The 25,792-nt window shown below is 39.4% G+C and carries 23 protein-coding genes; 14 read left to right on the top strand and 9 right to left on the bottom strand.

Annotated elements, in window-relative coordinates:
- Position 1: 1 nt before the first annotated feature.
- A complete protein-coding gene (locus tag BPOF4_RS13900) occupies positions 2-856 on the top strand; it encodes a MurR/RpiR family transcriptional regulator (RefSeq protein WP_012959820.1) in 855 nt (284 codons plus the stop codon).
- 58 nt (positions 857-914) lie between these two features.
- On the opposite strand, the gene BPOF4_RS13895 is transcribed toward BPOF4_RS13900, so the two are convergent.
- The 5 genes from BPOF4_RS13895 to BPOF4_RS13875 form a co-directional block, all read right to left on the bottom strand.
- A complete protein-coding gene (locus BPOF4_RS13895) occupies positions 915-2,870 on the bottom strand; it encodes a TRAP transporter permease (RefSeq protein ID WP_012959819.1) in 1,956 nt (651 codons plus the stop codon).
- A 401-nt stretch (positions 2,871-3,271) separates the two neighbouring features.
- Positions 3,272-4,258 carry a TAXI family TRAP transporter solute-binding subunit gene (locus BPOF4_RS13890; protein ID WP_012959818.1) on the bottom strand — a complete coding sequence of 329 codons (987 nt, stop codon included), beginning with the start codon at positions 4,256-4,258 and terminating at the stop codon, positions 3,272-3,274.
- A gap of 178 nt (positions 4,259-4,436) precedes the next feature.
- Positions 4,437-5,153, bottom strand: coding sequence for a GerMN domain-containing protein (locus tag BPOF4_RS13885; RefSeq protein ID WP_012959817.1), 717 nt, complete (start codon positions 5,151-5,153; stop codon positions 4,437-4,439).
- A 146-nt stretch (positions 5,154-5,299) separates the two neighbouring features.
- Positions 5,300-6,673, bottom strand: coding sequence for an MATE family efflux transporter (locus BPOF4_RS13880; protein WP_012959816.1), 1,374 nt, complete (start codon positions 6,671-6,673; stop codon positions 5,300-5,302).
- A 99-nt stretch (positions 6,674-6,772) separates the two neighbouring features.
- Positions 6,773-8,545 (bottom strand): glycoside hydrolase family 13 protein, encoded by a 1,773-nt coding sequence (locus BPOF4_RS13875; protein WP_012959815.1) that lies wholly within the window; start codon positions 8,543-8,545, stop codon positions 6,773-6,775.
- Positions 8,546-8,796: 251 nt separating this feature from the next.
- Here BPOF4_RS13875 and BPOF4_RS13870 point away from each other — a divergent pair, with 251 nt between their 5' ends.
- The 9 genes from BPOF4_RS13870 to BPOF4_RS13835 all read left to right on the top strand — a co-directional run bounded on the left by BPOF4_RS13870 (position 8,797) and on the right by BPOF4_RS13835 (position 18,395).
- Positions 8,797-10,476 (top strand): alpha,alpha-phosphotrehalase, encoded by a 1,680-nt coding sequence (locus BPOF4_RS13870; RefSeq protein WP_012959814.1) that lies wholly within the window; start codon positions 8,797-8,799, stop codon positions 10,474-10,476.
- A gap of 139 nt (positions 10,477-10,615) precedes the next feature.
- A complete protein-coding gene (locus BPOF4_RS13865) occupies positions 10,616-11,893 on the top strand; it encodes an extracellular solute-binding protein (protein WP_012959813.1) in 1,278 nt (425 codons plus the stop codon).
- An 81-nt stretch (positions 11,894-11,974) separates the two neighbouring features.
- Positions 11,975-13,267, top strand: coding sequence for a carbohydrate ABC transporter permease (locus BPOF4_RS13860; RefSeq protein ID WP_012959812.1), 1,293 nt, complete (start codon positions 11,975-11,977; stop codon positions 13,265-13,267).
- Positions 13,267-14,136 (top strand): sugar ABC transporter permease, encoded by an 870-nt coding sequence (locus BPOF4_RS13855; RefSeq protein ID WP_012959811.1) that lies wholly within the window; start codon positions 13,267-13,269, stop codon positions 14,134-14,136. The genes BPOF4_RS13860 and BPOF4_RS13855 overlap by 1 nt, the downstream gene beginning before the upstream one ends.
- Before the next feature lie 175 nt (positions 14,137-14,311).
- Positions 14,312-15,358, top strand: a complete 1,047-nt coding sequence (locus tag BPOF4_RS13850) for a LacI family DNA-binding transcriptional regulator (protein ID WP_012959810.1) — start codon at positions 14,312-14,314, stop codon at positions 15,356-15,358.
- Positions 15,359-15,495: 137 nt separating this feature from the next.
- Positions 15,496-16,581 (top strand): AI-2E family transporter, encoded by a 1,086-nt coding sequence (locus tag BPOF4_RS13845; RefSeq protein WP_148229592.1) that lies wholly within the window; start codon positions 15,496-15,498, stop codon positions 16,579-16,581.
- Positions 16,582-16,632: 51 nt separating this feature from the next.
- Positions 16,633-16,998 carry a rhodanese-like domain-containing protein gene (locus tag BPOF4_RS13840; protein WP_012959808.1) on the top strand — a complete coding sequence of 122 codons (366 nt, stop codon included), beginning with the start codon at positions 16,633-16,635 and terminating at the stop codon, positions 16,996-16,998.
- A gap of 100 nt (positions 16,999-17,098) precedes the next feature.
- Positions 17,099-17,239, top strand: a complete 141-nt coding sequence (locus BPOF4_RS22010) for a lmo0937 family membrane protein (RefSeq protein WP_012959807.1) — start codon at positions 17,099-17,101, stop codon at positions 17,237-17,239.
- Between the two features lie 151 nt (positions 17,240-17,390).
- Positions 17,391-18,395 carry a hypothetical protein gene (locus tag BPOF4_RS13835; protein WP_012959806.1) on the top strand — a complete coding sequence of 335 codons (1,005 nt, stop codon included), beginning with the start codon at positions 17,391-17,393 and terminating at the stop codon, positions 18,393-18,395.
- A 17-nt stretch (positions 18,396-18,412) separates the two neighbouring features.
- On the opposite strand, the gene BPOF4_RS22005 is transcribed toward BPOF4_RS13835, so the two are convergent.
- The gene (locus BPOF4_RS22005) at positions 18,413-18,544 is read right to left on the bottom strand and encodes a DUF3941 domain-containing protein (protein ID WP_075681162.1); all 132 of its coding nucleotides are present in this window, start codon (positions 18,542-18,544) and stop codon (positions 18,413-18,415) included.
- A gap of 125 nt (positions 18,545-18,669) precedes the next feature.
- Between BPOF4_RS22005 and BPOF4_RS13830 the strand changes: the two genes are divergently transcribed.
- From BPOF4_RS13830 to BPOF4_RS21245, 4 genes are all read left to right on the top strand, one after another.
- On the top strand, positions 18,670-18,951 hold the full coding sequence (locus BPOF4_RS13830; RefSeq protein WP_012959804.1) for a hypothetical protein: 282 nt from the start codon (positions 18,670-18,672) through the stop codon (positions 18,949-18,951).
- A 171-nt stretch (positions 18,952-19,122) separates the two neighbouring features.
- Positions 19,123-19,914, top strand: coding sequence for an esterase (gene yjfP, locus BPOF4_RS13825; protein WP_012959803.1), 792 nt, complete (start codon positions 19,123-19,125; stop codon positions 19,912-19,914).
- 4 nt (positions 19,915-19,918) lie between these two features.
- Entirely contained in the window at positions 19,919-20,740 is an 822-nt protein-coding gene (locus BPOF4_RS13820; RefSeq protein WP_012959802.1) for a YitT family protein, read from the top strand.
- Positions 20,741-20,754: 14 nt separating this feature from the next.
- Entirely contained in the window at positions 20,755-21,246 is a 492-nt protein-coding gene (locus BPOF4_RS21245) for a BsuPI-related putative proteinase inhibitor (RefSeq protein ID WP_012959801.1), read from the top strand.
- A 61-nt stretch (positions 21,247-21,307) separates the two neighbouring features.
- Here BPOF4_RS21245 and BPOF4_RS13810 read toward each other — a convergent pair whose 3' ends face one another.
- The 3 genes from BPOF4_RS13810 to BPOF4_RS13800 are packed head-to-tail and all read right to left on the bottom strand — an operon-like array spanning position 21,308 to position 25,757.
- The gene (locus BPOF4_RS13810) at positions 21,308-21,490 is read right to left on the bottom strand and encodes a hypothetical protein (protein WP_012959800.1); all 183 of its coding nucleotides are present in this window, start codon (positions 21,488-21,490) and stop codon (positions 21,308-21,310) included.
- A gap of 6 nt (positions 21,491-21,496) precedes the next feature.
- The gene (locus BPOF4_RS13805; RefSeq protein ID WP_012959799.1) at positions 21,497-24,493 is read right to left on the bottom strand and encodes a DEAD/DEAH box helicase; all 2,997 of its coding nucleotides are present in this window, start codon (positions 24,491-24,493) and stop codon (positions 21,497-21,499) included.
- Positions 24,486-25,757 (bottom strand): hypothetical protein, encoded by a 1,272-nt coding sequence (locus BPOF4_RS13800; RefSeq protein WP_012959798.1) that lies wholly within the window; start codon positions 25,755-25,757, stop codon positions 24,486-24,488. Before BPOF4_RS13800 ends, BPOF4_RS13805 begins: the two co-directional genes overlap by 8 nt.
- Positions 25,758-25,792 lie beyond the last annotated feature (35 nt).

Below are 25,792 nucleotides of genomic sequence, written 5' to 3'. Positions count from 1 at the left end.
AATGATAAAAAATGAAGTATATCAACGCATGGTTGACAAGCAAGGGGAGATGAGCAAGTCTCAAAAAAAGATTGCAGCCTATTTATTAAAACATACAGAAACAGCCCCTTTTCTAACAGCTTCTAAACTAGCTAAATTAACGGAAGTAGGAGAGGCGACAGTTGTAAGATTTGCTGTATCACTAGGCTTTAGCGGCTATCCTGAATTACAAAAAGAGATGCAGAATGCCTTGCAAATGAAGATGACATCTGCTGAAATGTTTGCTCAAACAATTCCAGATCATAATGAAAAACAGAACTTGCTCACCGAGATGGTTAAAGATGATATCACCAATCTTCAGTTAACACTCAATCAAATAGATCACACAGCTTTCAATAAGGCGGCAGAAGAAATTGTAAAAGCGAATCGAATCTATATCCTTGCCTATAGGAGTGCTGTTAGTCTAGGCAAATTCTTAAGCTTCTACCTTGATCTCGTTTTGCAGAATACGGAATTAATTGAGCATGCTGACGGGATGAGCGAACATTTACTTGATATTAAAGAAGGGGATTTGGTCATTGCTTTTGGGTTTGCCAGATATACAAAGAGAACAGTAGATGCGTTGAAGTATGTAAAGGAAAAAGATGTGAAGACAATTGTGATAACGGACCATCCGCTGTCACCGCTTGCTCCTTATGGGACCATAACCCTTCATACATCTACAGAAATCAATTCCTTTATTGATTCGTTTACAGCTCCGATGAGTGTGATTAATGCCCTGCTTACGGCGGTAACGAGAAGTGAGCATGTCAAAGTTGAAAAGAGGCTTCAAGAGCTTGAAGAACTATGGGAAGCATTTGATGTATTTTACGATTAAGAAGGCCTGACCTAAATATAAAAAAGAGGCTTGCACATGGCAAGCCTCAATTAAGATATTAAGAAGTAGCTAATCCTTTATCTGAGTCGTTTTTACGATTGCGTAAGATGTGAAGAGCAGCAATCACTACAAAAACTCCTAAACCAGATAGAGAAATGACTAAGTTATTTGGATAAATCAGTGCAAGACCAGATGCAAATAATAAAATACGCTCGATCATATATGGTTTTGCAACAAAGTAGTTCATTAATGAAGCACTCACAGCAGCCATTCCTAACAGAGCGGTAATAAGCGCCGGTACTAATGTAGCAAATGTCCAATCCTGAAGTAATAAAACAGGATTTGAAACAAAGGCATAAGGAATGATAAATGCTGCGATTGCAAGCTTAAAGGCGGTCACACCGGCTTTCATTGGATTGGCCTTCGCTATACCGGCTCCGGCATAGGCGGCCAGACAAACAGGCGGCGTAATATCAGCTACAATTCCAAAGTAGAATACAAAGAAGTGAGCTGCAATAATTGGAACATCAAAAGCGACAAGAGCAGGTGCAGCCATTGAAGCTGTAACTACGTAGTTCGCTGTTGTTGGAAGTCCCATACCTAATAAAATACAAGCAATCATTGTAAAGAATAGAACTAGGAAGAATACACCGCCGGCAAGATCAATAATTCCACCGGCAATCTTTCCGCCAAGACCAGTCATCGTCACGATACCAGCAATAATACCAGCTGACGCACAGGCAGCAATAACTGGCAGGGCAACACGCGCCCCTTGCTCAAGAGCATCAAGAATGTCACGAGGTCCCATTCTTGTATCTTTGCGGAACAAACTTACAAAGAATGCAGCCCCAATTCCCCAAAGGGCAGCTGTTGTTGCTGTGAAGCCCAGATAAAGCATAACGATAATCGTAATAAGCGGTGCAAGTAAATCTAATCGCTTAGCAATGCCTCCAAACGTAGGAAGCTGATCTTTAGGAAGACCTAGAATTCCTTGTTTTTTGGCTTCGAAATGTGTACCCATAAACACACCAGCGAAATAAAGTAATGCAGGGATAATAGCTATTAAGATAATTTCGCGGTAAGGAACGCCTGTATTACTTGCCATGATGAAGGCTGCAGCTCCCATGATCGGCGGCATGATTTGACCACCTGTTGAAGCAGAAGCTTCCGCGGCAGCTGAGAATTCTGGTTTAAACCCGGCGCGTTTCATCATAGGGATCGTAAATGATCCCGAACTAACTGTATTGGCAACAGATGATCCTGTTACCATACCTTGCAGTCCACTAGCTGTAACGGCAGCTTTTGCTGTACCGCCGGTCATTCGTCCAGTTGCACCAAATGCAAGGTCATTAAAGAATTTTCCGATTCCTGTTTTCGTTAACATGACTCCAAAGAAGAGGAAGAGGAAAATAAATGTAGATGAAATTCGTATCGGTGTACCAAAAATGGCTTCAGTGTTAAAGAACATACTTGTCATTAATCGATCGAAAGTAAAGCCTGAGTGCTGAAAGGCTCTAATTGGAAAAACATTCCCTAAATACCCATATAGCAGGGCGATTAATGCAATAATGACAATTGGCAGACCTACAGCTCGTCTTGTTGCTTCAAGCACTAAGGCAACACCGAGTGTGGCAACAATAATATCTAGATCAGAATAGCCTAAGATCGTTACCTGATTACTTGTTAAACGGCTGTATTCAAAGACGATATAGAAATTGACCGCAAGTGCAAGCAAGGCCAAAATTCCATCATACCAAGGTACTCCACGCTTTTTTAAGAATGATCGTTTAGCCGGATATAGGATGAAAATAAGAGAAAGTCCCCCAGCTAAATGGATTGCGCCTTGAATTAAAGTTACATAAGGACCGCGAAAAGACGTGTAGAGCTGAAAGATTGTTAAGGAGATGGCTAGAATCGTAACAATCCACGCCCACTTTTGTAAGTCGGTACGATAGGCTGATTCTTTATCGTACTTAGCGAGCAGGTCTTGATTTTTATCAGTTGTTTCTGTCATATATCTTTCACCACCTAGAAAAAATTGAAATCTCGAAGAAAAAGTACGCGTCAATCAAGTCGATGGTTGACTTGATTTTTGACAAAACGTACAACACGGCATTCACGTATTTCGGTAAAATCAATTATCTGTTTACATATTCTTTTACTTTAAACAGACCAGTCGTTTCTCTAGAGCATCGTATCGTGCTTACCCTTTCTTCGGGCTTCATTCTAGAAGTCGAGCCTTCTTTATGTGAAGTTGGGTTTAATTAAATTAAAAGCAACGTCCACGTGTCGTGAGCAGGCTGTGAGGTCAGTGCTGATAACGCCGAAAATCCGTTCGTTCCATTATTTTCAAAAAATGATTTGTACCTAAAAAGGGACTGAACAGATTGGATGCCCAGTCCCTATGTTATCTTATTAGTTAATAATGCCTTGTTCTTTGAAGTACTTTTCTGCACCAGGGTGGAATGGAAGACCATCAGAACCATTTAAGATGTTCTCAGGATCTAAGTGCACACCTTGTGGGTGAGAAATGCTGTCAACGTTCTCGTAAAGACCTTTTACAATCTCATAACCAAGGTCTTCGCTGATTTGGTTTGTAGAACCAACAAGAATCGCATAAGCAGTAATCGCATCAACTGGACCATCTAAAAATTCATACGTATCAGCAGGAATTTCTAAGTGTCCGTAGTCACTGTTATCAAGAATTGTTTGAAGCGCTTCACCTTCAACAGGAAGTAATACTACATCACGTTGGAAAGCAAGTTCTTCAATGTTACTAGCAGGAAGACCAAGTAAACCGAATGAAGCATCTAACTGACCATCTTGAAGACGGGCAGCAGCGTCACCAAAACCTTCTTCAAAAGCTTGATAATCACCATCTTCTAAACCGTAAGCACTAAGAATTAATTTAGCAGCAGCTTGTGTACCACTACCTGCAGGTCCAATCGCTACACGCTTGCCTTCAAGGTCAGCAATTGAAGTGATTCCAGTGTTTTCAGTCGTAACAACTTGCATAACCTCTGGGTAGATATGACCCATAAATCCAAAGTTCTCAACAGCAGCACCTTCAAAATCAGCTTCACCGTTAAGAGCTTCTAGAGCAGGGATGTGTACAGTCATACCAAGCTGCATCGTTCCTTGATAAATTCCTCCAAGGTTTTCAACAGATGCACCAGATGCTACTGCACTTACATTAAAGTCTTCGAAATCAACATTGTCATTCATGACATTAGCCATCTCTTGACCTAATGGATAGTACGTACCACCTGTACTACCTGTTCCCATTTGCAAGTCTGTTTTGAAATCTTCGTCCCCGCCAGCATTATCAGAGCCGCCACAGGCACCAAGAAGCATTCCTACAGAAAGCAATGCAGCTGATAAAAAAGCAAATTTCTTTTTCATCGAATTTCCCCCTTATATATGTAGTTATCAGTATGAAGGCGTGTTCATACCACATTATCATTTAATCAAAAATCTAAAAGAATGTCAAAGTGTAACGCGAAATCTCTTTGTCATGTAAACTAACAATGTGAAAACAAAGAAAAAAAGAAGCTGCCTTCATAGACAGCCTCAAGATGATTTATTCCATTGTTGGAATATTTTCTGTGTTTTCAGCTTCAATGGCAGCGCTTGTATCAATGTGGCCGAACATTTCAGGATGTTCTTCACCATCAATTAATACCTTCGTTTGATTAAAGCCGAATTGTTTCATTGTAAGAGCAATTTGCTGCATAAGCATAGCTTCTGTACCAGAGCCAAGCTGAGCATCTAATAGTGCAGAAGAGAAAGATACGTGAGCTGTACCTTCATGCTCTTCAACAGATTGGACTTCTACGTTGCTAGGGATGAGAGAAACAAGATTAGCATGTTCTGGTCCTTCTACCCAAGCTTCGAATGTCGCTTTAAAAAGCTCTTCATCTGTTGCTTCAATAGAACGTTCTTCTTTATAAATATCCATTACCTGATCATCTGCAAAGAATAGATATACTGGAGTAGCTGTTGCTTCTTCAACAGCAGGTGTTTCATCCGTCTCAACAGACTCAGAATCTTCAGCGGCTGTTTCCTCTTCTACACCATGTTCCTCTTCGACTGGTTCTTCAGTTGATTCTTCCTCCGTACTTTCATCAGCAGCAGGCTCTTCTTCTACTTCAGTTTCTTCTTCAACAGCATCTGCATTTTCCTCAGTTTCGATATTTCCAGTCGATTCATTTGAATCGATGGCGTTCTCCCCTTGGCCGCATGCTGCTAAAAAGATAACAAGTAGTAATGCAGCTAGCATTAGTGTGACTTTTTTCATTGTAGGTCCTCCTATTCAAGCCAATCAATTAATATCTTACAAGGTTAATAGAGAAAGCTTCCTCATATGGTAAGACAACCCTGTAATTAAAGTTTACAACATCGCCGTTCATTTTCAAATCATTAATTAAGACTCAAACTTTAGACCTATGCAAGTTGATCTTCTTTAGAACGACGCACAAAGGACATTTCTCTCCAATGACCTTGACGCCAGCGCCATAACATTAATAGGCCCCTCAGCCATTCATCCGCAATAAAACCTATCCACACTCCAACCAGTCCAAGACCCATGTGTACCCCAAAGAAGTAAGCAACAGGGATACTTACTCCCCACATCGATAAAATCCCAAGGTACACAGGAAACTTAACATCTCCAGCCGCTCGTAAACAATTGATGACAACGAGATTGAAGGCTCTTCCTGGCTCTAAAATGATCGTTAGAAGTAAGAGGGTTGCTCCCGCTGTGATAATCTGTTCGTTATTTGTGAATATTGAGAGAAGAGGGCGGCTTGAAAAGTAAACGATCACAGCCATCGAGGTTGAAACCGCAATCGCAATCTTTAAGCTTCTAATACATCGCTCGTATGCCTCGTCTAACTTTTTTGCCCCTACTTGATGGCCAATGATTATTTGAGTTCCTTGTCCTATAGCAATCGCAAATAACAAAATAAACATCATAATGTTTTGTGTATACACTTTTGTTGTCAGGGCTTCTGTACCCATCATTACGATAAAAAAGGTAATCACAAGTTGTGAGCCATTATAAGAAAGATGTTCACCTGCTGACGGAATTCCGATCTTAAGTAAACTTTTTAATTCGTATGAAGGGAAAGAACGACGCATAAAAGAAAAAGGCAGACGCCCTTTTAGTCGGTAAAACAGGACAAATGCAATAACGATTAACCCCAAAGTTCGACTAATTGTAGTTGAAATCGCTACCCCTGTAACCCCTAGAACCGGGATCCCGAACGGTCCGAAAATAAATAAATAATTTCCTATTACGTTTAAAATGTTCATACCTATCGTAATGTACATCACATCTTTAGTGAACTGATGACTTCTAAGCACTGCTCCAATCGTCATAAGAACTGATTGAATAAATGAAAAGCCGCCGACAATTTGTAAATAGAGAGTTGCTTCTTTTAAAAGTTCCTCTGGAAGCCCCATCATAAGAAGGATGGCGGGCCCTGCAGCGAATAATAGCAGACTTAAAAATAAGCCGAAGATAAAGTTCCCTATAATCGAAACGGTTGCTACTCTGCCGGCATCTTCGTCTTGATTTGCTCCTAAATGCTGAGCGACGAGTACACTCGTTCCTGTGGCTATAAAGCCGAACATGACGATGATCACCATCAGAAGCTGATTTGAAACCCCAACCGCTGCAACCGCATCATCAGAGTACTGGCTAAGCATTAACGTATCGGCGTTACCCATCAGCATATGTAGAAGAATTTCAATGAAGATCGGCCATGTGAGAGCGAAGAGGGTGGCATTACGTGCTGTTTTTGCTTTCTTGGTCATATGACATCCCACCTATATGGACTAGGGTATTTTTGGAATGAAATAACAAAGCAAGAAGAACGGGAAGAAACCGTTCTTCTTGCTGCTGCCTCATTCCTTTTAAAGCTTCTTTAAAACAATGGCTTGTTTAGAGCCTATCCTGATTTTAGCAGATGGCTCCATAACCTGCTCAGAAAATAATTCCTTCATTGGCAGGTTAATAAACTCATCAGGCAACTCGAATTCATGACATTCTCTTTCTGCATTTATGATAAATAACAGCTGCTCATTCTTTGTGACCTTTATATAGGAGAGGAGCGGGGAGGTAAGGTTTGTTGAAACAAACGTTAAATCACCTCTCGTGCCAAAGGCTTCAGACTGAGTACGAAGTTGAATGAGCTGTTGTACATATTTGAATAATGGTTGGTTTTGCTTCTCTTCATCCCAAACCATGCATTCTCTGCACCCAGGGTCAGCACCGCCAGTCATCCCGATCTCATCTCCGTAGTAAATACAAGGCGTTCCAGGCAGAGAAAATTGGAGTAACAACTGAAGCTTAACCAGATCTTCATCGTTGGCTGAGAGCGTTAATATCCTTGGTGTATCATGACTTCCCAATAAATTAAAAGCAACTTCTTGAACAGAACGAGGATACATATGCAGTAATTTTGTCAGCTGTTCAATGAACGCTTTATTATTAATTGAATGTTTTCCTGCAAAGTCAATAATGGCGTTAGTCACAGGATAGTTCATTACTGCGTCAAATTGGTCTCCTAGAAGCCAAGGCATTGAATCATGCCAAATCTCTCCTAATATATACGCATCAGGTTTTATATCTTTTACTACTTTCCTGAACTCTCTCCAAAAGGAATGATCAATTTCATTTGCAACGTCTAAACGCCAGCCGTCAATATCAAATTCACGAATCCAATAAGCAGCTACGTTTAGCAGGTATTCTTTCACCTCTGGATGTTCTGTATTTAACTTAGGCATTGTTGGAACAAAAGCAAACGCATCATAATTTGGACGTACGTCACCATCAGCTTCTTCTATTTTTGTGATGGGAAACTCATGAATATGAAACCATTCACGGTAGTTCGAATCCTTCCCATTTTTTAAGACGTCTTGAAAAGGTTCGAAATAGTAGCCTGAGTGATTAAATACAGCATCTAACATGACTCGAATTCCTCTAGCATGACAAGCTTTGACAAAGTGTTTAAACGTGTCCTTAGTACCAAATTGCGGATCAATTTCCATGTAGTCAATCGTGTCATACTTGTGATTGGAATGGGCTTTAAAAATCGGAGTGAGGTAGATGCCGCTAATTCCTAATTGTGATAGATAATCTAGATGATTCTCAATTCCTACAAGATCGCCGCCAAAGAAATTTGTCGGTGTAGGAGACGTGCTTCCCCAAGGCAAGGTGCCGTCTGGGTTAAGAGACTTATCACCATTAGCAAATCTTTCAGGGAAGATCTGATACCAGACTGTGTCTTTTACCCATTCTGGAGGCGCGAAAACGTCAACCTCATTTAAAAAAGGAAAACAAAAGTAAAATCCAGCATCAGCTGGTGAATCCTCATAAAACCCTCGTTCTGTATACGTTAAACACTCATTCTTTGAATGAAGGCGAAATCCGTATCTTAAGCGGCGAAAAGGAAGAGAGACTTCTTTAAACCAATAATCAAAAAGCTCATCACTTCCTGTTTTCATCATCTTTTCGGCTTGAAACAGCCAACCTGCCTCGTTATCCCATTCATATGGATCTCCGTATAGGAGTTCGACATCTTCTACATCATCTTTTTTTGTCTTTAAACGAATATGTAAATCTTTTTCATTATAAGCATAAGCAAATTCGTTTTTTGGACGGTGATAAATGGCTTCCTTTTGCATCCAACCCCTCCTTAATAATTTAAACCTCTAACTTATCTAAGTCTATGTATATGATTGTATACTGTCACGTAAAGAATGCAAACGTTTGTCATTGCGTTTTTTTACGAAATAAAAAATATGTGAAAACGGTTGCTTAAATCTATGACTCTATGTATAATTGCCTATAAAGATATATGAAAGCGATTGCATATTTTTTTGTCGGAGTGTGCAAACGATTGCTCTAATTATGGCATAAAGGTTGTGACGAAGTGATGAGCAAACAATGGTGGAAAGAAAGTGTGATTTACCAAATATACCCCCGCAGCTTTGCTGACAGCAATGGTGATGGGATCGGCGACTTAAAAGGAATAATTAGTAAGCTTGATTATCTAGAATGGTTAGGGATTGATGTGATCTGGCTAAGTCCTGTCTATGATTCTCCTAATGATGATAACGGGTATGATATTCGTGATTATTACGGAATTATGAAGGAATTTGGGACAATGGACGACTGGGAATTGATGCTAAGTGAAGTCCATAAACGAGGGATGAAGTTAATTATGGACTTAGTCATTAATCACTCGAGTGACGAATGTGAGTGGTTTGTAAAGTCAGCTTCATCAAAAACAAGCCCGTATCGGGATTACTACATATGGCGCCCAGGTAATGGTGGTCAAGAACCTAATAATTGGGAATCTCATTTCAGCGGGTCTGCATGGAAGTATCACGAAGAAACGGATGAGTATTTCCTGCACCTATTTTCAAAAAAACAGCCTGATTTCAATTGGGAGAATGAAGCGTTACGTAGTGAACTATACAAGATGATGACTTGGTGGCTCGATAAAGGGATTGATGGCTTTAGGATGGATGTCATCAATATGATCTCTAAAGCAGAGGGGCTCCCTGATGCAGCTGAAGTAAGAGACACGCCGTATCAGCCGGCAGGCGATCTATTTCTAAATGGTCCGCGTGTTCATGAATATATAAAGGAAATGAATGAACAAGTGTTATCGAAATACGATGTCATGACGGTCGGTGAGACACCGGGAGTCACGCCAGACGATGCAGCATTATTTACCGGAGAAGATCGCAATGAATTAAATATGGTTTTTCAATTTGATCACATGGATGTGGATTCAGGACCTGGAGGTAAATGGGATATTCAACCATGGACCTTAAGTGAGCTTAGAAGAATTTTAGACGGCTGGCAGCTGGGACTTGAAGGGCGTGGTTGGAACAGTTTGTATCTGAATAACCATGATCAACCGAGAATGGTTTCAAGGTTCGGAGATGATAAAGAGTATCGTGTGAAATCTGCAAAAATGTTAGCAACCTTGCTGCATACATTGCAAGGTACTCCCTACATTTACCAAGGCGAAGAAATCGGCATGACGAACGTGGAATTTGATTCGATCGATGATTATCGCGATATTGAGACCCTTAACATGTACAAAGAAGCAACAGAAGAAAGAGGAATATCACATGATGAGGTCATGAGACGGATCTATATTAAGGGTCGTGACAATGCGAGAACACCTATGCAGTGGAACCAAACAAAACATGCAGGCTTTACAACGGGGGAGCCTTGGCTGGCTGTCAATCAGAATTATGAAGAAATTAATGTAGAGGAAGCTAAGACAGACAAAAACTCAGTCCTTCATTATTACAAAAAACTGATTGCACTAAGAAAAGAGAATCCAATCATGATTTATGGTGCGTATAGGCCATTAGATGAAAATAAAGAGGCTGTATACAGTTATGAAAGAGAATGGGAAGGCAAGAAGCTTTTAGTCATGCTAAACTTCACAGCCACACCCCAAGTATATAAGGTACCACCAGGATGGATGAAAAGCAGCTGTGAGTTGTTGATTAGTAATGAGGCCATCCATCCATCATTAGAAGATGGAACAATAGAGCTCTCATCTTATGAAGCTCGTGTTTATGTTAAGTAAGGCTGAATCAATGCACTTTTTCTTTTACTACATGAAGGGAGTGATGAAAGAGATAGCAAATGAATGATCTGCTAGATGGATTTAACGAATGATTCAAGGTATGACACAAACAATGAAAAGGTTAAGGGGGAAACAATCAATGAAAATGCGTTCATTTTTACTGTTGCTAGTAATGGGGCTGGTGTTAGCTGTTTTAGCTGCATGTGGTCCAGATCGCGAAGAAGAAGCTGCACCTGCGCCAGCAGAAGGTGAAACTGAAGGTGAGGTAACAGAGGCCGAAAAGCCTGATACATTAACAATGTGGGTAAATGATGAAGATGCACAACTTGATGCATATGAAGAAATTACAGAACGCTTCACAGAAGAAACCGGAATTAATGTAGACATTACTCCATTCTCTATGCTTGACCAAACAGATGCATTATCTCTTGATGCTGCATCAGGCGGCGGACCGGACTTATTCTTCCAGCCAAACGATCGTATGGGTGATATTTACCTGCAAGGTTTAGCTGCAGAGCTTGAATTAACAGAAGAGCAATTAGAAGGTTACCCAGAAGGAGCAATCACAGCTCTTAGCTACGAGGGTGCTCAACTTGGAATTCCAGCTGTTATCGAAACATACGGCTTAATGTATAACACAGAGCTTGTTGAAGATGCTCCTGCAACAATCGAAGAACTAGAGCAAATTGCAGAAGAACTGACAAATGCATCAGCTGATGAATACGGGTTTTTAATGGAAGGAACGAACTTCTACTACCTGTATCCTTTCCTAGAGGCATACGGCGGTTATGTATTTAACCAAGATGCTGATGGTGTTTATGATATTGAAGATATCGGTCTTGCAAACGAAGGTGCAACAGAAGGCGCAGAGCTTATCCAATCTTGGTTTGAAGCGGGATATCTTCCACAAGGAATCACTGGCGATATTATGAATGGTCTGTTTGAAGATGGAAAAGTAGGGGCAGTCGTTACAGGTCCTTGGAATATTCCAAACTACTCTGCTGCACTTGGTGACAATTTAGCAGTAGCTCCGCTTCCGACAATTGACGGTGAAAATATGGCTTCATTCTCAGGTGTTAAGGGCTGGCTTGTAAATGAGTACAGTGAAAACATTGAATGGGCTACTGAACTTGCTTTATTTATCACAAACCCTGAAAATGCATTAACATATTTTGAAGTTGCTGGTGAGCTTCCTGCTCGTACAGATGTTGAAATTGATGACGAGCTTCGTGCTGGTTTAGTGGAGCAAGCTGAATATGCAGTTCCTATGCCAAATATTCCTGCAATGTCTCAAGTGTGGGATCCAATGGGAGATGCGTTTGAATTTATTTCTCAAGGCCAAGATGCACAAGAAGTTCTAGAGGAAGCAGTGGATCAAATTAAGGAGCAAATTCAACTTTCTGAAGGTGCTAATTAATCTCTGACTGCCCTAATAGGGAGGCTGGAGGGTTCAAGTAGACCCTCCTCCTTATCCTAGCATTAGAGGAGGACACATAACATGAAAAATTCGAATCGTGAACCACGTTCGCACAACCCAAATCTTGCCACGCTCCTATCTGTTGTGCCTGGTTTAGGGCAATTTTATAACCGCCGTTATGCAAAAGGATCGGCCTTCTTTATTCTCTTTGCAGCCTTCTTTGGCGTATTTTATAACTTTTTGAATATAGGCTTTTGGGGATTATTCACATTAGGAACCATTCCCCGAGTTGATGATTCTAGACTTTTATTAGCTCAAGGAATTATGTCTTTAATTCTCACTACATTTGCCATTTTATTTTATGTGATCAATTTAGTTGATGCACGTAAGGATGCAAAGAGAATTCAACAAGGCTGGGCTGCCCCTAGTGTCCGTGAAGGGTTTCGCCATGCATATGACAAGAGCTTTCCTTATTTATTAACAGCACCAGGACTATTGCTATTAATTTTCACTGTCGTTTTTCCATTAATGTACATGGTAGGGCTCGCTTTTACAAACTACGGATTGTATAACGCACCGCCGAGAAATCTGCTTGAGTGGATTGGTTTTAAAAACTTTATCGATTTGGTGACTGTACCGATTTGGCGTGACACCTTCTTCTCTGTTTTATCATGGACGCTCGTATGGACGTTTGTAGCGACTACTTTACAAATCGCTCTAGCATTGTTTTTAGCACTGCTTGTTAACGATCCCCGTGTTAAAGGAAAAAAGTTTATTCGTACGATTTTAATTTTGCCTTGGGCTGTACCGGGGTTTGTTACAATTCTTATTTTCTCAGCAATGTTTAATGATAATTTTGGAACGATTAACCGTGATATTATTATTCCTCTCTTTGGTGGAGATGGTATCCCTTGGATGAGTGATCCATTCTGGGCAAAAACAGCTTTAATTATGATCCAAGTATGGTTAGGCTTCCCGTTTGTATTTGCACTATTTACAGGGGTGTTAACAAGTATTTCAAGTGACTGGTACGAGGCTGCGGATATGGACGGGGCAAATCGTCTGCAAAAGTTCCGCTTCATCACATTGCCGCATGTCTTATTTGCGACAGCACCGCTGCTTATTATGCAGTATTCGTTTAACTTCAATAACTTTAATATTATTTACCTATTTAACCAAGGCGGCCCAGCGGTAAGAGGACAAAATGCGGGAGGAACCGACATTCTCATATCTTGGGTGTATGGCCTGACTTTTGAGACAAAACAGTACGGTATGGCTGCAGCAATTTCAATTATTATTGGTATCATGGTGGCTGGCTTTGCCTTCTTCCAATTCCGTCGAAGTCGTTCCTTTAAAGAGGAGGGAAGCGTATAATGGATCGTAAATCAAACAGCCGGAAAAATAACCGGAAATTAAAATCAAATCTTGAGGTAGCTGGAATCTATGCCGTTCTTTTGGTTATGTTCATTATTATCGGTTACCCGTTATTGTGGACGATCGGCTTATCTTTAAATCCCGGAACAAGTTTATACGGGGCAAAAATGTTCCCTCAAAACTGGTCATTTACGCATTATGAATGGTTATTTACAAACCCGCGCAGTAACTATTTAACTTGGTATAAAAATACATTGATTGTTGCTGTATGTACGTCTGTGTTATCTACATTTACTGTAGCTCTCGTTGCCTATGCATTCTCCCGCTATCGTTTTAAAGGGCGTACGTATGGATTATATGCTTTCCTAATGCTGCAAATGTTCCCTGTGTTAATGGCGATGGTGGCTCTTTATATCTTATTAAATACAGTGAACCTGCTAGATACGTTAACAGGATTAATTATCATTTATGTCGGTACATCGATTCCGATGAATGCCTTTTTAGTAAAAGGGTATTTTGATACCATTCCTAATGAACTAGATGAATCGGCTAAACTTGACGGAGCAGGACATTTCCGTATTTTCTTTACGATCATGCTGCCGCTTGCTAAACCGATCTTAGCGGTTGTTGCCTTATTTAACTTTATGACTCCATTTATGGACTTCATTTTACCGCGGATCATTTTAAGAAGTCCTGAAAACTTCACATTAGCTCTAGGGTTATTCAATTTTGTTAATGATCAATTTGCTAATAACTTCACACGATTTGCAGCAGGGGCTATTTTAATTGCGATCCCAATTGCAACAGTCTTCTTGCTTCTGCAGCGTTATCTTGTAACAGGCCTTACATCAGGAGCAACAAAAGGATAAACATAAAGCTGTAAAGATCAAATGCGGTGGAGGTTCCACCGCATTCTCTATGTAGGTATTTAGAGATCAGAATCATAACAAGCGGCCTAATCCAAAAGAAGGCATTGTTCTCGGGTAAGAAGCTCGCTACAATATAAGAATATGAGATGACAGGAAATTAAAGGTGGGATTTGTTATGGCGGTTACGATCAAGGATGTTGCAAAGCTAGCTAATGTAGCTCCTTCAACCGTTTCAAGAGTAATTGCAAACAGTTCAAGAATTAGTGAACGCACGAAAGAACGCGTGAGGGAAGCGATGGAAGAGCTTGGCTATCATCCAAACTTTAATGCGAGAAGCCTGGTTAATCAACAGACAAATACATTAGGCGTGATTATTCCAAGCTCAGCAAAGATAGCCTTTCAAAACCCATTCTTTCCTGAGGTCATTCGAGGGATCACCTCAAAAGCATATCTAGAGAAGTTCGGTCTTTATCTATCAACAGGGCAAACTGAGAATGAAATACTAGAGGAAGTTCGACAGATGGTCCAAAGCCGCCGAGTCGATGGGATTTTATTACTTTATTCTAAAGTGGATGATAAGGTTATCAATTACTTAATTGAAGAAGATTTTCCGTTTGTTTTAATCGGCAGACCTTATGAAGCGGAAGCTATGAATGTAAGTTATGTGAACAATGACAATCTTAAAGCTGCAAAAACAGTCACAGAATATCTACTATTATTAGGTCATGAGAATATTGGATTTATCGGCGGTAATTTAGATTACGTTGTAACACGTGATCATAAAGAAGGATATCAGCAAGCATTAAAGAAAGCGGGCGTAGAGTCTAAAGAAGAGTACATCGTTTATTACGATGAAATACAAGAAGGAGGACAGGAAGCTGTTATTGAGTTAATGTCATTAAAAACACCTCCGACTGCACTTGTTGTTGCAGATGATCTGATGGCCCTTGGAGTGTTGAGAATGCTTGATGAAATGGAGATCTCTGTGCCAGAAGAGATGTCGGTTGTAAGCTTTAATAATGTTATGCTATCTGAACTTTCATCTCCGCCTTTGACAACGGTTGATATTCATATTTATGAATTGGGATTTCAAGCGACTGATTGCCTGATAAAGAAAATTCATGATCCAAAGCAGCCGACGAAAAAAATAATCGTTCCGCATAAATTCATTAAGCGTCAAACTTGTAGAAAGCGTATACCAGAGAAGGAAATCAGCTCATAAGCTTTTCCTTCTTTTTTTATGTTTAGAGTTACATTTCTAAGGTATAGATACAAGGTACATTCTTTTGTTTCGATCAGTTAAGAAGTGCTGTGATATAATTAACGAAAAAGAATAAAGGAAGGAATTAGAAATCTATGCTGCCACAAAGTAAAGCATTTCGATTTGGAGTAGGCCTTGCTCTTGTTTTCTTAATTATCTATTTAGGATCACTAGTTGATTGGATCTTTAAGCCGATCGTAGTTCTTGTTCAAACTCTTTTTGCTCCTATTGTTCTTGCAGGAGTGTTGTTTTATTTATTAAGGCCATTTGTGAATTTATTATCAAAAAAAATGCCGAGAAGTATATCAATATTAATCCTTTACTTAATCGCAATAGGATTAATAACGTCGTTGATCTTACTTGTAGGGCCTGAATTACAGCGTCAGTTTACCAGCTTAACACGTAACTGGCCGACTTTTATGAATGAAATTAGAAACATGATTATAGCCATTCAGGAAAATGAATATATTTCAAGGTTTCAAGAAAGTGAAAACTTCTCACTAGAAGAGATCACATCGAACTTAGAAGAATATATGACCAATATAATGTCTAGCATTGGTTCGAATGTCGCTAGCTTTATTGGATTTATCGCAAATGTAGTCATTGTTTTGATTATTATTCCATTTGTTTTATATTACATGTTGAAAGAAGGAGAGAAAGCCCCTAACCAAGTTCTCAGGCTGCTGCCTAGAAAACACCAGAAGGAAGGACAGCGAATCCTATCTGATATGGATTATGCATTGAGCTCTTATATTCAAGGGCAAATTATTGTTAGTATTTGTGTTGGTGTGCTTGTATACATAGGCTACCTTATCATCGGGATTGAATATCCTCTTGTCTTAGCTTTAGTTGCCATGTTTACAAATGTTATTCCATTTGTAGGTCCGTGGATTGGGACGTTTCCTGGTGTGATCGTCGGGTTCCTTGATTCCCCGTTTATGGCGTTACTCGTAATAATAGTAGTAGTTGTGGTCCAACAAATTGAAAGTAATTTAATCTCTCCACAAGTTATGGGAAGAAAATTAGATATTCATCCGTTAACGATTATCTTATTATTGCTTGTTGCAAGCAGATTTGCTGGTCTGTTAGGCTTATTATTAGCCGTCCCGACATATGCAGTCGGAAAAGTAATTGTTCTGCACACTTATCGATTAATTATGCTGCGCAGACGTCCTATTGATTAATGATGATTAATGATTAAACGAATAAATGAAGCAGAGTAAGGAGAGAGATGAATGAGCAATGAATTAGATGGTATTATCCAAGTCGATACGGATGAATTAAAAGGAATGGTGAACGATTCAGCCTCACCTATTCTGATTGATGTTCGTGAAATAGATGAGTACGAAGAAAGTCATATCCCTGGCGTTCCTTTAATCCCTATGCAAACAATCCCTGCTCATCTTGAGAAGCTTGATAAGTCAAAAAGCTACGTATTTATTTGCCGCAGCGGGGCGCGAAGTCAAAATGTAGCACTTTATTTAAAAAACAACGGATTTAATGATGTTAGAAATTACTACGGCGGTATGCTGAGCTGGGATGGGGATCGTCAGGACGGCCTTGAATGGATGGTTGAAAATACCCAAGAGTTATATCGTTAAAAAGCTGCACAGTGTCAAAAGGCACTGTGCTTTCTTTTGAGTAATTTTAACGAGATGGGTGATGCTAAACATACTGAATGCAGAAAGGAGGAGGGTATAAATGTGGACAATCTTAATCATCTTGCTCATTTTATGGCTGTTAGGCTTTAGTTTTGAAATTGCAGGGAACTTAATCCATATCCTTCTGGTGATCGCATTAGTCTTGTTTATATTCCGTCTAATCACGGGAAGAAAAGCATAGTTGAATTCACGCTAAGAGCTCAGGTATCTGAGTTCTTTTTTTGATCAATAAAATGACATTAACCCCAAAAATAATGTAGATTGTTGTAGGAAAAAAGGTTAAATTCTAGTAAACTATTGACAATGGAGAATATTAATAGGGGTTGGAAAGAATGAATAAAATAAAAATAGGTATATTGTCTTTGGTCTTAAGTTGTTTGTTTTTCGTGTCACCTTCTCATTCTTACGCATCAGAAACAGCAAAGACTTGGTTTTATATAGATGGTCAAGAACAAAGGTACGTAGGAGAACCGGTAAAGATAAACGGTGAATGGTGGCTTCCTTTGAGACCGGTGTTAATGGAGGCAGCTCTTTTTAATGAAGAGCTTAATGATGGAGATAGATATGTCCAAAAAATTATCCGAGTGCTAAATGAAGAGCGCAAAAAAAAGTCCCTTGCAGATGAGGATTCAAGGATTGAAAGCATTGAAAGCATTGAAAGCATTGAAAACAGAGAAATGACAGAAGAAGAGAAAGAACATGAAGAGATCCTTTCTTTTTTATCTGGTTTTTCTCTTGACTATTTTCAAAACCGAGATGTGATTCGACTAGCAGATGTAGGAAAATTAGGCTTTGATTATTACATGTATCAAGACGCAGGGATCATTCACCTTAATTCGCCAGGTCTGATGGAATTGGCAGGCCTGTCTATCGGATTAAATAAAGAACAAGTAAACGGTGTGTTAGGAGCCATTCACTGGAATACTGGGTATGGAATGACTGCTGATTATATTGGTTTTTATGGATCAGAAAATGAGTTTACATATAGAGATCGGTACGGGCATGAACGAACAGAAAAAGCCTTTGATCTTCAAATTGAAATCACAGATAATGCTCTATCACATTTGATCGTCTCAAATGCTGGTTACGAAACGTCAAAAGGAATTTCTGTAGGAGACCGGTTAAATGATGCCATTCGTGCGTATGGTAATCAGTATGTGAGAGAATCGATTGATGGAAAACAAGTGATCATTTATGATGTGGAGTTTGGTTCCATATGGTTTATAGCAGGCAGTGATCAATCGATTGAACGTATCGGTTATTGGGATCACCAACTAAGAGGCTTTGGAGACAGTCAGCAAGAAGAAATAGAGGGAGCAGAGGAGATCTTTAACTAATCCTCTGCTTTGCTCTTTTATAGGTGGTCTGGTTCTTTTGAGTCAGTATGCTTGCCGCGGCGGGCATTTTCCATTGCTTGTTGATTTTTCTTAGCATTGATTGCATTATTATCTTTCTTTTTTTTGTTTGAATCTCCAGTGTGTGACATAATTCACCTGCTTTCATAAATGATATTATAGTGTGTGCATTCTCACCGGAAATCATGATAAATGTTTACTTTGATTTATTTAGGGAAAACATATTGTAACAATTTGAAAAGGTGGGAGATCATTTATGAATATGAAGCGAACTCTAGTCGCCTCTGTTGTCGCAGGAGTAGCAAGTGCTACAACTATGCTTCTAAAAGATGAAGAAAGAAGAGAAAAAGCAAAACGTCAATTAAAGCAAATGTACACAAAAGTGACCAAGCAAAGAGCAGAAAATCAAAATGGTCAAACTGAGATTAAAGCAGGACACCCTGACCCGTATGATGTAGATGATAATAAAATGGTGAATGAAGGTGCCCTCTACAGTGTTCAAAGATATAATGAAAAACAACAGCAGAATCAATATTAAGTCACCAATGCGGGTGGCTTTTTGTTTGTTTTTTGATAAATAAGGGCAGGTTGTGTAGTAAAGGTAACTTAGGCTCTTATCGTAAGAATTGTTTTAATGAAATAATTAAATTCCAGTGCTATAATAATCCGTATCACAAATGGAATCTAATTATTGGAAGGAGCAGACAAATTGATTACAATAAAAAATGAAACGATCCATAACATCCCTACGTTACATGTAGTGAAAGCAGAAAATGATCATACCAAACAACTTCCTACAGTCTTTTTCCTTCATGGGTATACAAGTGCTAAAGAACATAATTTAGCGATAGCCTATTTATTAGCAGAGAAAGGATTTCGGGTGATCCTGCCTGATGCACTCCATCACGGGGAACGTGAGGGGGATGTGCGCGGAAAAGATCGTGATGTTCTTTTTTGGAATATTGTCTTACAATCAATTAAAGAAATCAGCTTGATTAAAGATAATCTGCAGCAACGAGAATTGATTGATAATGAACGCATCGGCGTTGCAGGAACCTCAATGGGCGCGATCACAATGTATGGGACACTCAGTCAATATTCTTGGATTCATTCGGCTGTTTCGTTTATGGGTACTGCCTATTTCCAGTCATTTGCTAATGCCCAAATTAAAATGATTGAAGACTCTGGGCATACGCTTGAAGAGAAAATGAAGCAAGCGATGTTAAGTCAGTTAAAAGCAGTAGACTTATCACAAAATCTAGAAGCATTAAATGAGAGACCGCTTTTGATTTGGCACGGGGAACAAGATCAGGTTGTACCTTTTGATTATTCAAAAGCCCTGTATGCACAGCTTTATGATCAATATGATCAAACAGATCGAATTCAGTTTATTCAAGAACCGAATACATCTCATAAGGTAACGAGACACGCAACGTTGCAAGGTGTAGATTGGTTTTGTACTCATCTCTTAAATGAAAAAGTGAAAGCATCTGTATGGTGATCGTATGGTAAACGAATTAAAGAAACTGTTGGTCATTATCTTTTCAGCGTTTTTATTAGCAATCTCTTTGAACTTTTTTCTGATACCAGCTAATGTGTTTGCAAGTGGTTTTACAGGGGTGTCCCAATTATTGGCAACGATTTTACCCCTATCAACTGGTATAATGTTATTCTTGCTGAATATTCCTGTAGCAATTATCGGATGGTTGAAAATTGGAAAGAGCTTCACCGTTTATAGTTTTTTAAACGTCGCTTTTACTACATTATTTCTTGAAATTGTACCTATTACAAACTATTCAAGCGATATTTTATTAAATGCCGTATTTGGAGGTGTGATTGCCGCAATAGGAGCAGGCATCACTTTGAAAGTAGGTGCATCCACAGGCGGTATTGATATCATCGTGTTAATCTTATCAAGGTTAAGTGACCGCCCCGTAGGAATCTATTTCTTTTTACTAAACGGAGTGATTGTTCTAGCTTCCGGCTTTTTGTTTGATCCTGAAAAAGCATTATATACACTGGTTACTCTTTATGTGACATCACGTGTTATTGATGCCATTCATACACGTCATGTGAAGCTGACAGCAATGATTGTGACGAAGAAACCAGAAGAATTAAGACAGGCGATACACGAACGCATTACCAGAGGAATAACGAGACTGCCTGCTAAAGGTGGGTATATGGCGGATGAAAAAGAAGTTCTAATGACCGTGATTACTAGATATGAATTATATGATCTTAAGCATGTCATCGATTCTGTTGATCCTGAAGCATTTACAAATATAATCGAAACAACAGGAATTTATGGTTTGTTTCGCAAAGAGTAAAAAGGAGGATGTACATGAAACATATATTTTCTATTTTTATGGCGCTTGGATTGATCTTTATGACAGCATGTGGACAAACAGCTACCAGTCCAGGAGGAGACCAAGCAGAAGGGGACGATGCGGCTATGAATTCAGATTGGGCTGTTAATGTTACTACTGAACAAAATGGTGAGGGCGAGGTCGTGGTAGATATCGAGATAACAAATCAGATGGATGAAGCAGCTACATTGGACTTTACCTCGGGTCAGAAATATGAATTGGTTGTTGTAGATGAAGAAGGAAATGAAGTATACCGTTACTCAAATGAGATGATGTTTACCATGGCGTTAACCTCTGAGACATTTGAGCCGGGTGAAACAAAGTCTTATCAAGAAACACTTTCAACTGATCAGTGGTCATCAAGCACTCATACCATTTATATTGAAGTGGTTGCTGCTGCAGTTGACGGAGAAGAAGTAGAGAATAAGGAACAATTTAAAGCAGAAAGTACAATTGAATTAGAGTGATCAAATAAATGTAGAGAAAAGACTAAGCGAGTTTATATCGCTTAGTCTTTTTTGGGATGTATTATTCATCTACAATATTCCATTTTTTCTTTGCGGCTTCTTGAATAGACTGCTTCATTTTACTCCACATCTCAGAGTGATGGGCAGGCGTTGGAGTTGTAGAGTTAGGGGAGTTTTCGGTGGTAGGCATATTTTTTGAGCCGATCCAATAGCTTTTATAGGGCTCTTCATATTCTGCTTTCATCTTATTTTATAAACTCCTTTCTGGACTAGTAGTCAAACGTATTAAATGATGAATCTCTTCATTGGACAATTCTGTTACCTGCTGTTCTCCTGCTTGCAGCACTTGATCTGCCAAGGATTGCTTTTGAGTTAACATCTTATCAATTCTCTCTTCGAGTGTACCTGAAGTCATTAATTTATGAACTGTCACATCTTTTGTCTGACCGATCCTAAAGGCACGGTCAGTTGCTTGATTTTCGACTGCAGGATTCCACCATCTGTCATAATGGATCACATGATTTGCCGCTGTTAAGTTTAGGCCAACTCCTCCTGCTTTAAGAGAAAGAACAAAAGCAGTGACTTCCGGGTCTTCTTGAAATCTTTCAATAGCCTCTTGCCGCTTCGGTCTTGTTAGACTGCCGTGTAGAAAAGGGACGTCTTTTTGATAGCGGCGCTCTAGCTCCTCAGCTATTAAACGGCCCATTTCTTTATATTGAGAAAAAATTAACACCTTCTCGTTTCGATTGTGAATGTCTTCAATTAAAGCAAATAATTCATCCCACTTTCTTGAGTCATGCCTGCTTACTTCATCAGTTTTAAGAAATTGGGCAGGATGATTACAAATTTGCTTTAATTTTGTAAGGCTTTTTAAGATTAAAGCGCGTCTCTCGAGCTGTGATACTTGATTCAGCCTTGATAAAATATCATCCACTACTGCCTGATACAGGGCAGCTTGTTCGACCGATAATGTTACCTTATGGACCTGCTCTAGTTTCTCCGGCAACCCTAACTGCAATAATTCATCCGATTTCTTCCGCCTTAAAATAAATGGATAAATAAGCTGCTGCAGTGTCTTAAGCTTATCCTGATTCTGATCTTTTTCAATCGGCTTGATAAAGGAATCTTGAAACGACTTGAAAGAGCCGAGGAATGATGGGTTAATCACATCAATTAACGACCATAATTCTTTTAGTCGGTTTTCAATAGGTGTTCCAGTCAGGGCTAATCGATGAGCGGCTTTAATTTGCTTAATAGCGCGCCGTTGCTTTGTATCCACATTTTTAATGTGCTGAGCCTCATCTAAAATGAGCCCATTCCAAGTAACGTTCTTTAATAACTCTGTATCTCTGACTGCTAATTGATAGGAAGTTAAAATGATATCCCATTCTTCCATCGAATCAACTTCTTGTTCTGTCAGGCGTGACTGCCCGTGATGAACAAAAATTCGCGCACTAGGAGCGAATTTTTCACACTCTTTTAACCAGTTGTAAATAAGTGAAGTTGGACAAATGAGCAGGAATGGTTTTCGTTGCTCTTTCGTTTGATTTTCTAACGTAAAAAGGATATAAGCAATCGTTTGAATCGATTTTCCAAGACCCATGTCATCAGCTAAGCAGCCGCCAAATCCTGTGTGTCGTAATTGAGCGATCCAAGAGACACCTTGATGCTGGTAAGGACGTAGTTCCCCGTGAAGGCTGTCAGGAAGCTCAATTAAAGGGGGGGCTTGTTTATATAATAATTCTAAAGATTTCTCAAGCGTCTCTCCCCAGTTAAAATCCCATTCTACGTCAAGTTCATCTATCCATTCTTCTGCATCTTGATCCTTTTTAAGGGCCTCAAAATACGTCGTCTCATTTAATGTACTGTTAAGGTAGGATTGAAGCTTTGCGGCAAGCTTTGGGTCCCAGCTGATCCATTCCCCGTTCGCATATATAAATGGTTTGCTGCCTTTAACAAATTGATCAAATTGTTCCGCTGTTAAGGTGCTATCTCCAATAGCAATCTGATAAGTAAATGAAGCCAGGCTTTGCCAGTCGAGTAAAGGTTCACTTGTTGCTGGTTGATGAATGCCTTCTACTGTGAGCTCAACTTTAACTTTTTTGCGCTCTTTTAACCATTTAGGCACAATAAGGTGAATGCCCATTGATTTAAGCAATGAGTGATGGATCGTAAAAAGTTCATACGCTTGATCAGCGCTAAGTTTTAAGGTTGGGGCAGAAACAGATAAAGAATCAAGAATGGGAATCTTTGATTGCAGCTCTGAAACGTCCTTTTTTAGTTGGCTGATAGGATTGCTTCTCCACGGATGTTCCCCGCGCTCTAACTCACTCATCTCAATGACTTGGCTCGGATATTCACGGTCAATTACACAAAGCGAAATGCTCCAGTCGTCATCTTGGTCATTCGGTTCAACGAGGGCAAGGGCTGTTTTGAAAGGTTCTACCTTAACTGTACCAAGTCGCTCTCCAAAAGCTTGTTCAGATAAATGGACATGCACTTGATTGCTTGTGGCTAATGCTTCTAGTGATGGTTTTAGCTCCTCGTCTGCTGCATGAATCCACTCTTGATAGGCAGCTTGACAATTAGGATCATTAAGAAGAGAGCGGATCGCCGAATCAGCAAAACGCCATAGAACGTCCTTAAAGTCTTCTAACAAAGTAGTCTGGGTTGATTTGGATTGAATATATGCTGTTGTCGGCCTTAACGAAAAGCTTACCTTAGGCAGAGCTTCTGACCACTCATTCCAGCGAAATGATGACAGATTCCATTCTCCGCTTGCTTTAGGCTCGATATCTCCACGCGCGATCAAGGATTTAACTTCAGAAAAAAGACTCATCCAATACTTTAAATCTGGTGAAAGGACAAGGTCTTCTTGCTCATCCCAATGGTCGATGAGCTCCGATTGATCTAGAAGCTCATTAATTGATAATCGAATACCTTCAATAGGAAAAGAGTAAGATTTCATTTGTTCTTGTGCTTGATAAATCGTCATTTGACCTGCAGGAGAAACAAACTCCCTGTTTTTTAACGGTACATCAATAACCGCTTTTTCTGTTTCAACAAACGTCCCATAGAAACTATTTTGATCATGGCGGTAAAGCGCTAATTTGAGTTCAAATGCAGGAACTAAAAAAGGGTATTGAAAACTAACGATTTGATCGAATTTCGATCGATTCAGTTTTTCTGCCCAAAGAAAAAAGTTCCCTTCTAACCATCCGCAATGTACCATGATTTGTTTATTCAATCTTTTTCAACTCCTCAACAAACGCCCGATACGTTCGATACTGCTTCCTCATTTTAGCTATATAATGATAGAATTGTTCATTTTCCTCTAATCTCTCATAAATTTTCTGCAATATCTTAATTGATGAGACCGCTGCTTCATAATGTACACGTGATTTTTTCTCCACCAGCCTGACAATAAATTGATGATGTATCGGCTTTGCGAGCTGTGGATAAGTAAGCTCTATATCTTTAAGCAAATCTTTTTTCTCCTGATGCAGCCTGAGCGGATCATGTTCAAAGATCAAAAAATAAGAGGCGGCTTCGTCAAACATTTTGTACTCCCTTAGTATGCGTAGATAGGTAAGAGTTGTTTCTGTTTGATGCAAGGATTTTTTGAGCTCAGCTAACAATTCGTAGAGTAACGTTTCCTGGTCTTCTTCTGGTACATGGACAAATAGAGACTGAAATCGTGTGAAGCTGGGTGATAATAACCACCTTCTCCAAACCGTTGACATTTCGTTTGCGGATTTATGAAGGGAAGCATTCATCTCATCAGCGATTCCTTGAAGAGAACCGTAACCTCTTTCGACTCTATTAGGAAATAATTGATTAAACCATAACTGAATGGTCTTAAAGCGCTCTCGTTTTTTTAGACAAGTAAAATGTGGTGTAACTTCCTGCTGACTTAGATGCTGTTCTTTGCGTAACAAGGATAATGATTTAGACTCCTTGCCGACTAATAAGAGAATGTAGCTATAGGCAACTAAGGTAGACCTTGCACACTCAGCTTCATGTAAAGTTTCTTGTAAAAAACTCTCTATCGCTTCAAGCTGTCTAGGTAAAGCGAGATCAGCAAGATTTTGTACTAAATATGGCCAAGGGGATTTACTTAACCCGGCATCATATACGAAGTAAAACAGGATACGCTGAATTACCTTGTCAACTGCTTTGAAATCTTCTGTATCTTCCTTTAATAATAGGAGAATGTCGCTCATTAAGGAAGTGAAGTAATGGGAAAAGCGGCGATCATACTCCTCATATGTTTGCAACCTGTTGGCTAAGGAGAAAACACCTTTAATATAAATTAACATTTTCTCTGCTTGCATTAGAAAATGATCTGTCTCCATACTTTTTTGTGTTTGGATAACAATTTGTTCAATTTGACTTTTGGTGAAGTAGCGTGAGGTAATAAGTGATTTATACGTTTTTATGATGTCTTGCTCTAATTCTTGTTCTAAAAGGTTATCTTCTGGAAAGTCTTTGTCAATTGAAAGGTGGTCCAATTACCTTCACCCCGTTTCATTCTAAGTGCATTCTT

This window comes from Alkalihalophilus pseudofirmus OF4, assembly GCF_000005825.2.
Lineage (GTDB): Bacteria > Bacillota > Bacilli > Bacillales > Bacillaceae_D > Alkalihalophilus > Alkalihalophilus pseudofirmus.
This window is presented reverse-complemented; position numbering and strand designations above follow the sequence as displayed.

Coding starts and splice junctions, on each gene's coding strand:
- BPOF4_RS13870 (WP_012959814.1), top strand. CDS start 8,797: ATGAGCAAACAATGGTGGAAAGAAAGTGTGATTTACCAAATATACCCC.
- BPOF4_RS13850 (WP_012959810.1), top strand. CDS start 14,312: ATGGCGGTTACGATCAAGGATGTTGCAAAGCTAGCTAATGTAGCTCCT.
- BPOF4_RS13875 (WP_012959815.1), bottom strand. CDS start 8,545: ATGCAAAAGGAAGCCATTTATCACCGTCCAAAAAACGAATTTGCTTAT.
- BPOF4_RS21245 (WP_012959801.1), top strand. CDS start 20,755: ATGAAACATATATTTTCTATTTTTATGGCGCTTGGATTGATCTTTATG.
- BPOF4_RS13880 (WP_012959816.1), bottom strand. CDS start 6,673: ATGACCAAGAAAGCAAAAACAGCACGTAATGCCACCCTCTTCGCTCTC.
- BPOF4_RS13885 (WP_012959817.1), bottom strand. CDS start 5,153: ATGAAAAAAGTCACACTAATGCTAGCTGCATTACTACTTGTTATCTTT.
- BPOF4_RS13895 (WP_012959819.1), bottom strand. CDS start 2,870: ATGACAGAAACAACTGATAAAAATCAAGACCTGCTCGCTAAGTACGAT.
- BPOF4_RS13860 (WP_012959812.1), top strand. CDS start 11,975: ATGAAAAATTCGAATCGTGAACCACGTTCGCACAACCCAAATCTTGCC.
- BPOF4_RS13810 (WP_012959800.1), bottom strand. CDS start 21,490: ATGAAAGCAGAATATGAAGAGCCCTATAAAAGCTATTGGATCGGCTCA.
- BPOF4_RS13855 (WP_012959811.1), top strand. CDS start 13,267: ATGGATCGTAAATCAAACAGCCGGAAAAATAACCGGAAATTAAAATCA.
- BPOF4_RS22005 (WP_075681162.1), bottom strand. CDS start 18,544: ATGTCACACACTGGAGATTCAAACAAAAAAAAGAAAGATAATAATGCA.
- BPOF4_RS13830 (WP_012959804.1), top strand. CDS start 18,670: ATGAATATGAAGCGAACTCTAGTCGCCTCTGTTGTCGCAGGAGTAGCA.
- BPOF4_RS13840 (WP_012959808.1), top strand. CDS start 16,633: ATGAGCAATGAATTAGATGGTATTATCCAAGTCGATACGGATGAATTA.
- BPOF4_RS22010 (WP_012959807.1), top strand. CDS start 17,099: ATGTGGACAATCTTAATCATCTTGCTCATTTTATGGCTGTTAGGCTTT.
- BPOF4_RS13820 (WP_012959802.1), top strand. CDS start 19,919: ATGGTAAACGAATTAAAGAAACTGTTGGTCATTATCTTTTCAGCGTTT.
- BPOF4_RS13890 (WP_012959818.1), bottom strand. CDS start 4,258: ATGAAAAAGAAATTTGCTTTTTTATCAGCTGCATTGCTTTCTGTAGGA.
- BPOF4_RS13835 (WP_012959806.1), top strand. CDS start 17,391: ATGAATAAAATAAAAATAGGTATATTGTCTTTGGTCTTAAGTTGTTTG.
- BPOF4_RS13900 (WP_012959820.1), top strand. CDS start 2: ATGATAAAAAATGAAGTATATCAACGCATGGTTGACAAGCAAGGGGAG.
- BPOF4_RS13865 (WP_012959813.1), top strand. CDS start 10,616: ATGAAAATGCGTTCATTTTTACTGTTGCTAGTAATGGGGCTGGTGTTA.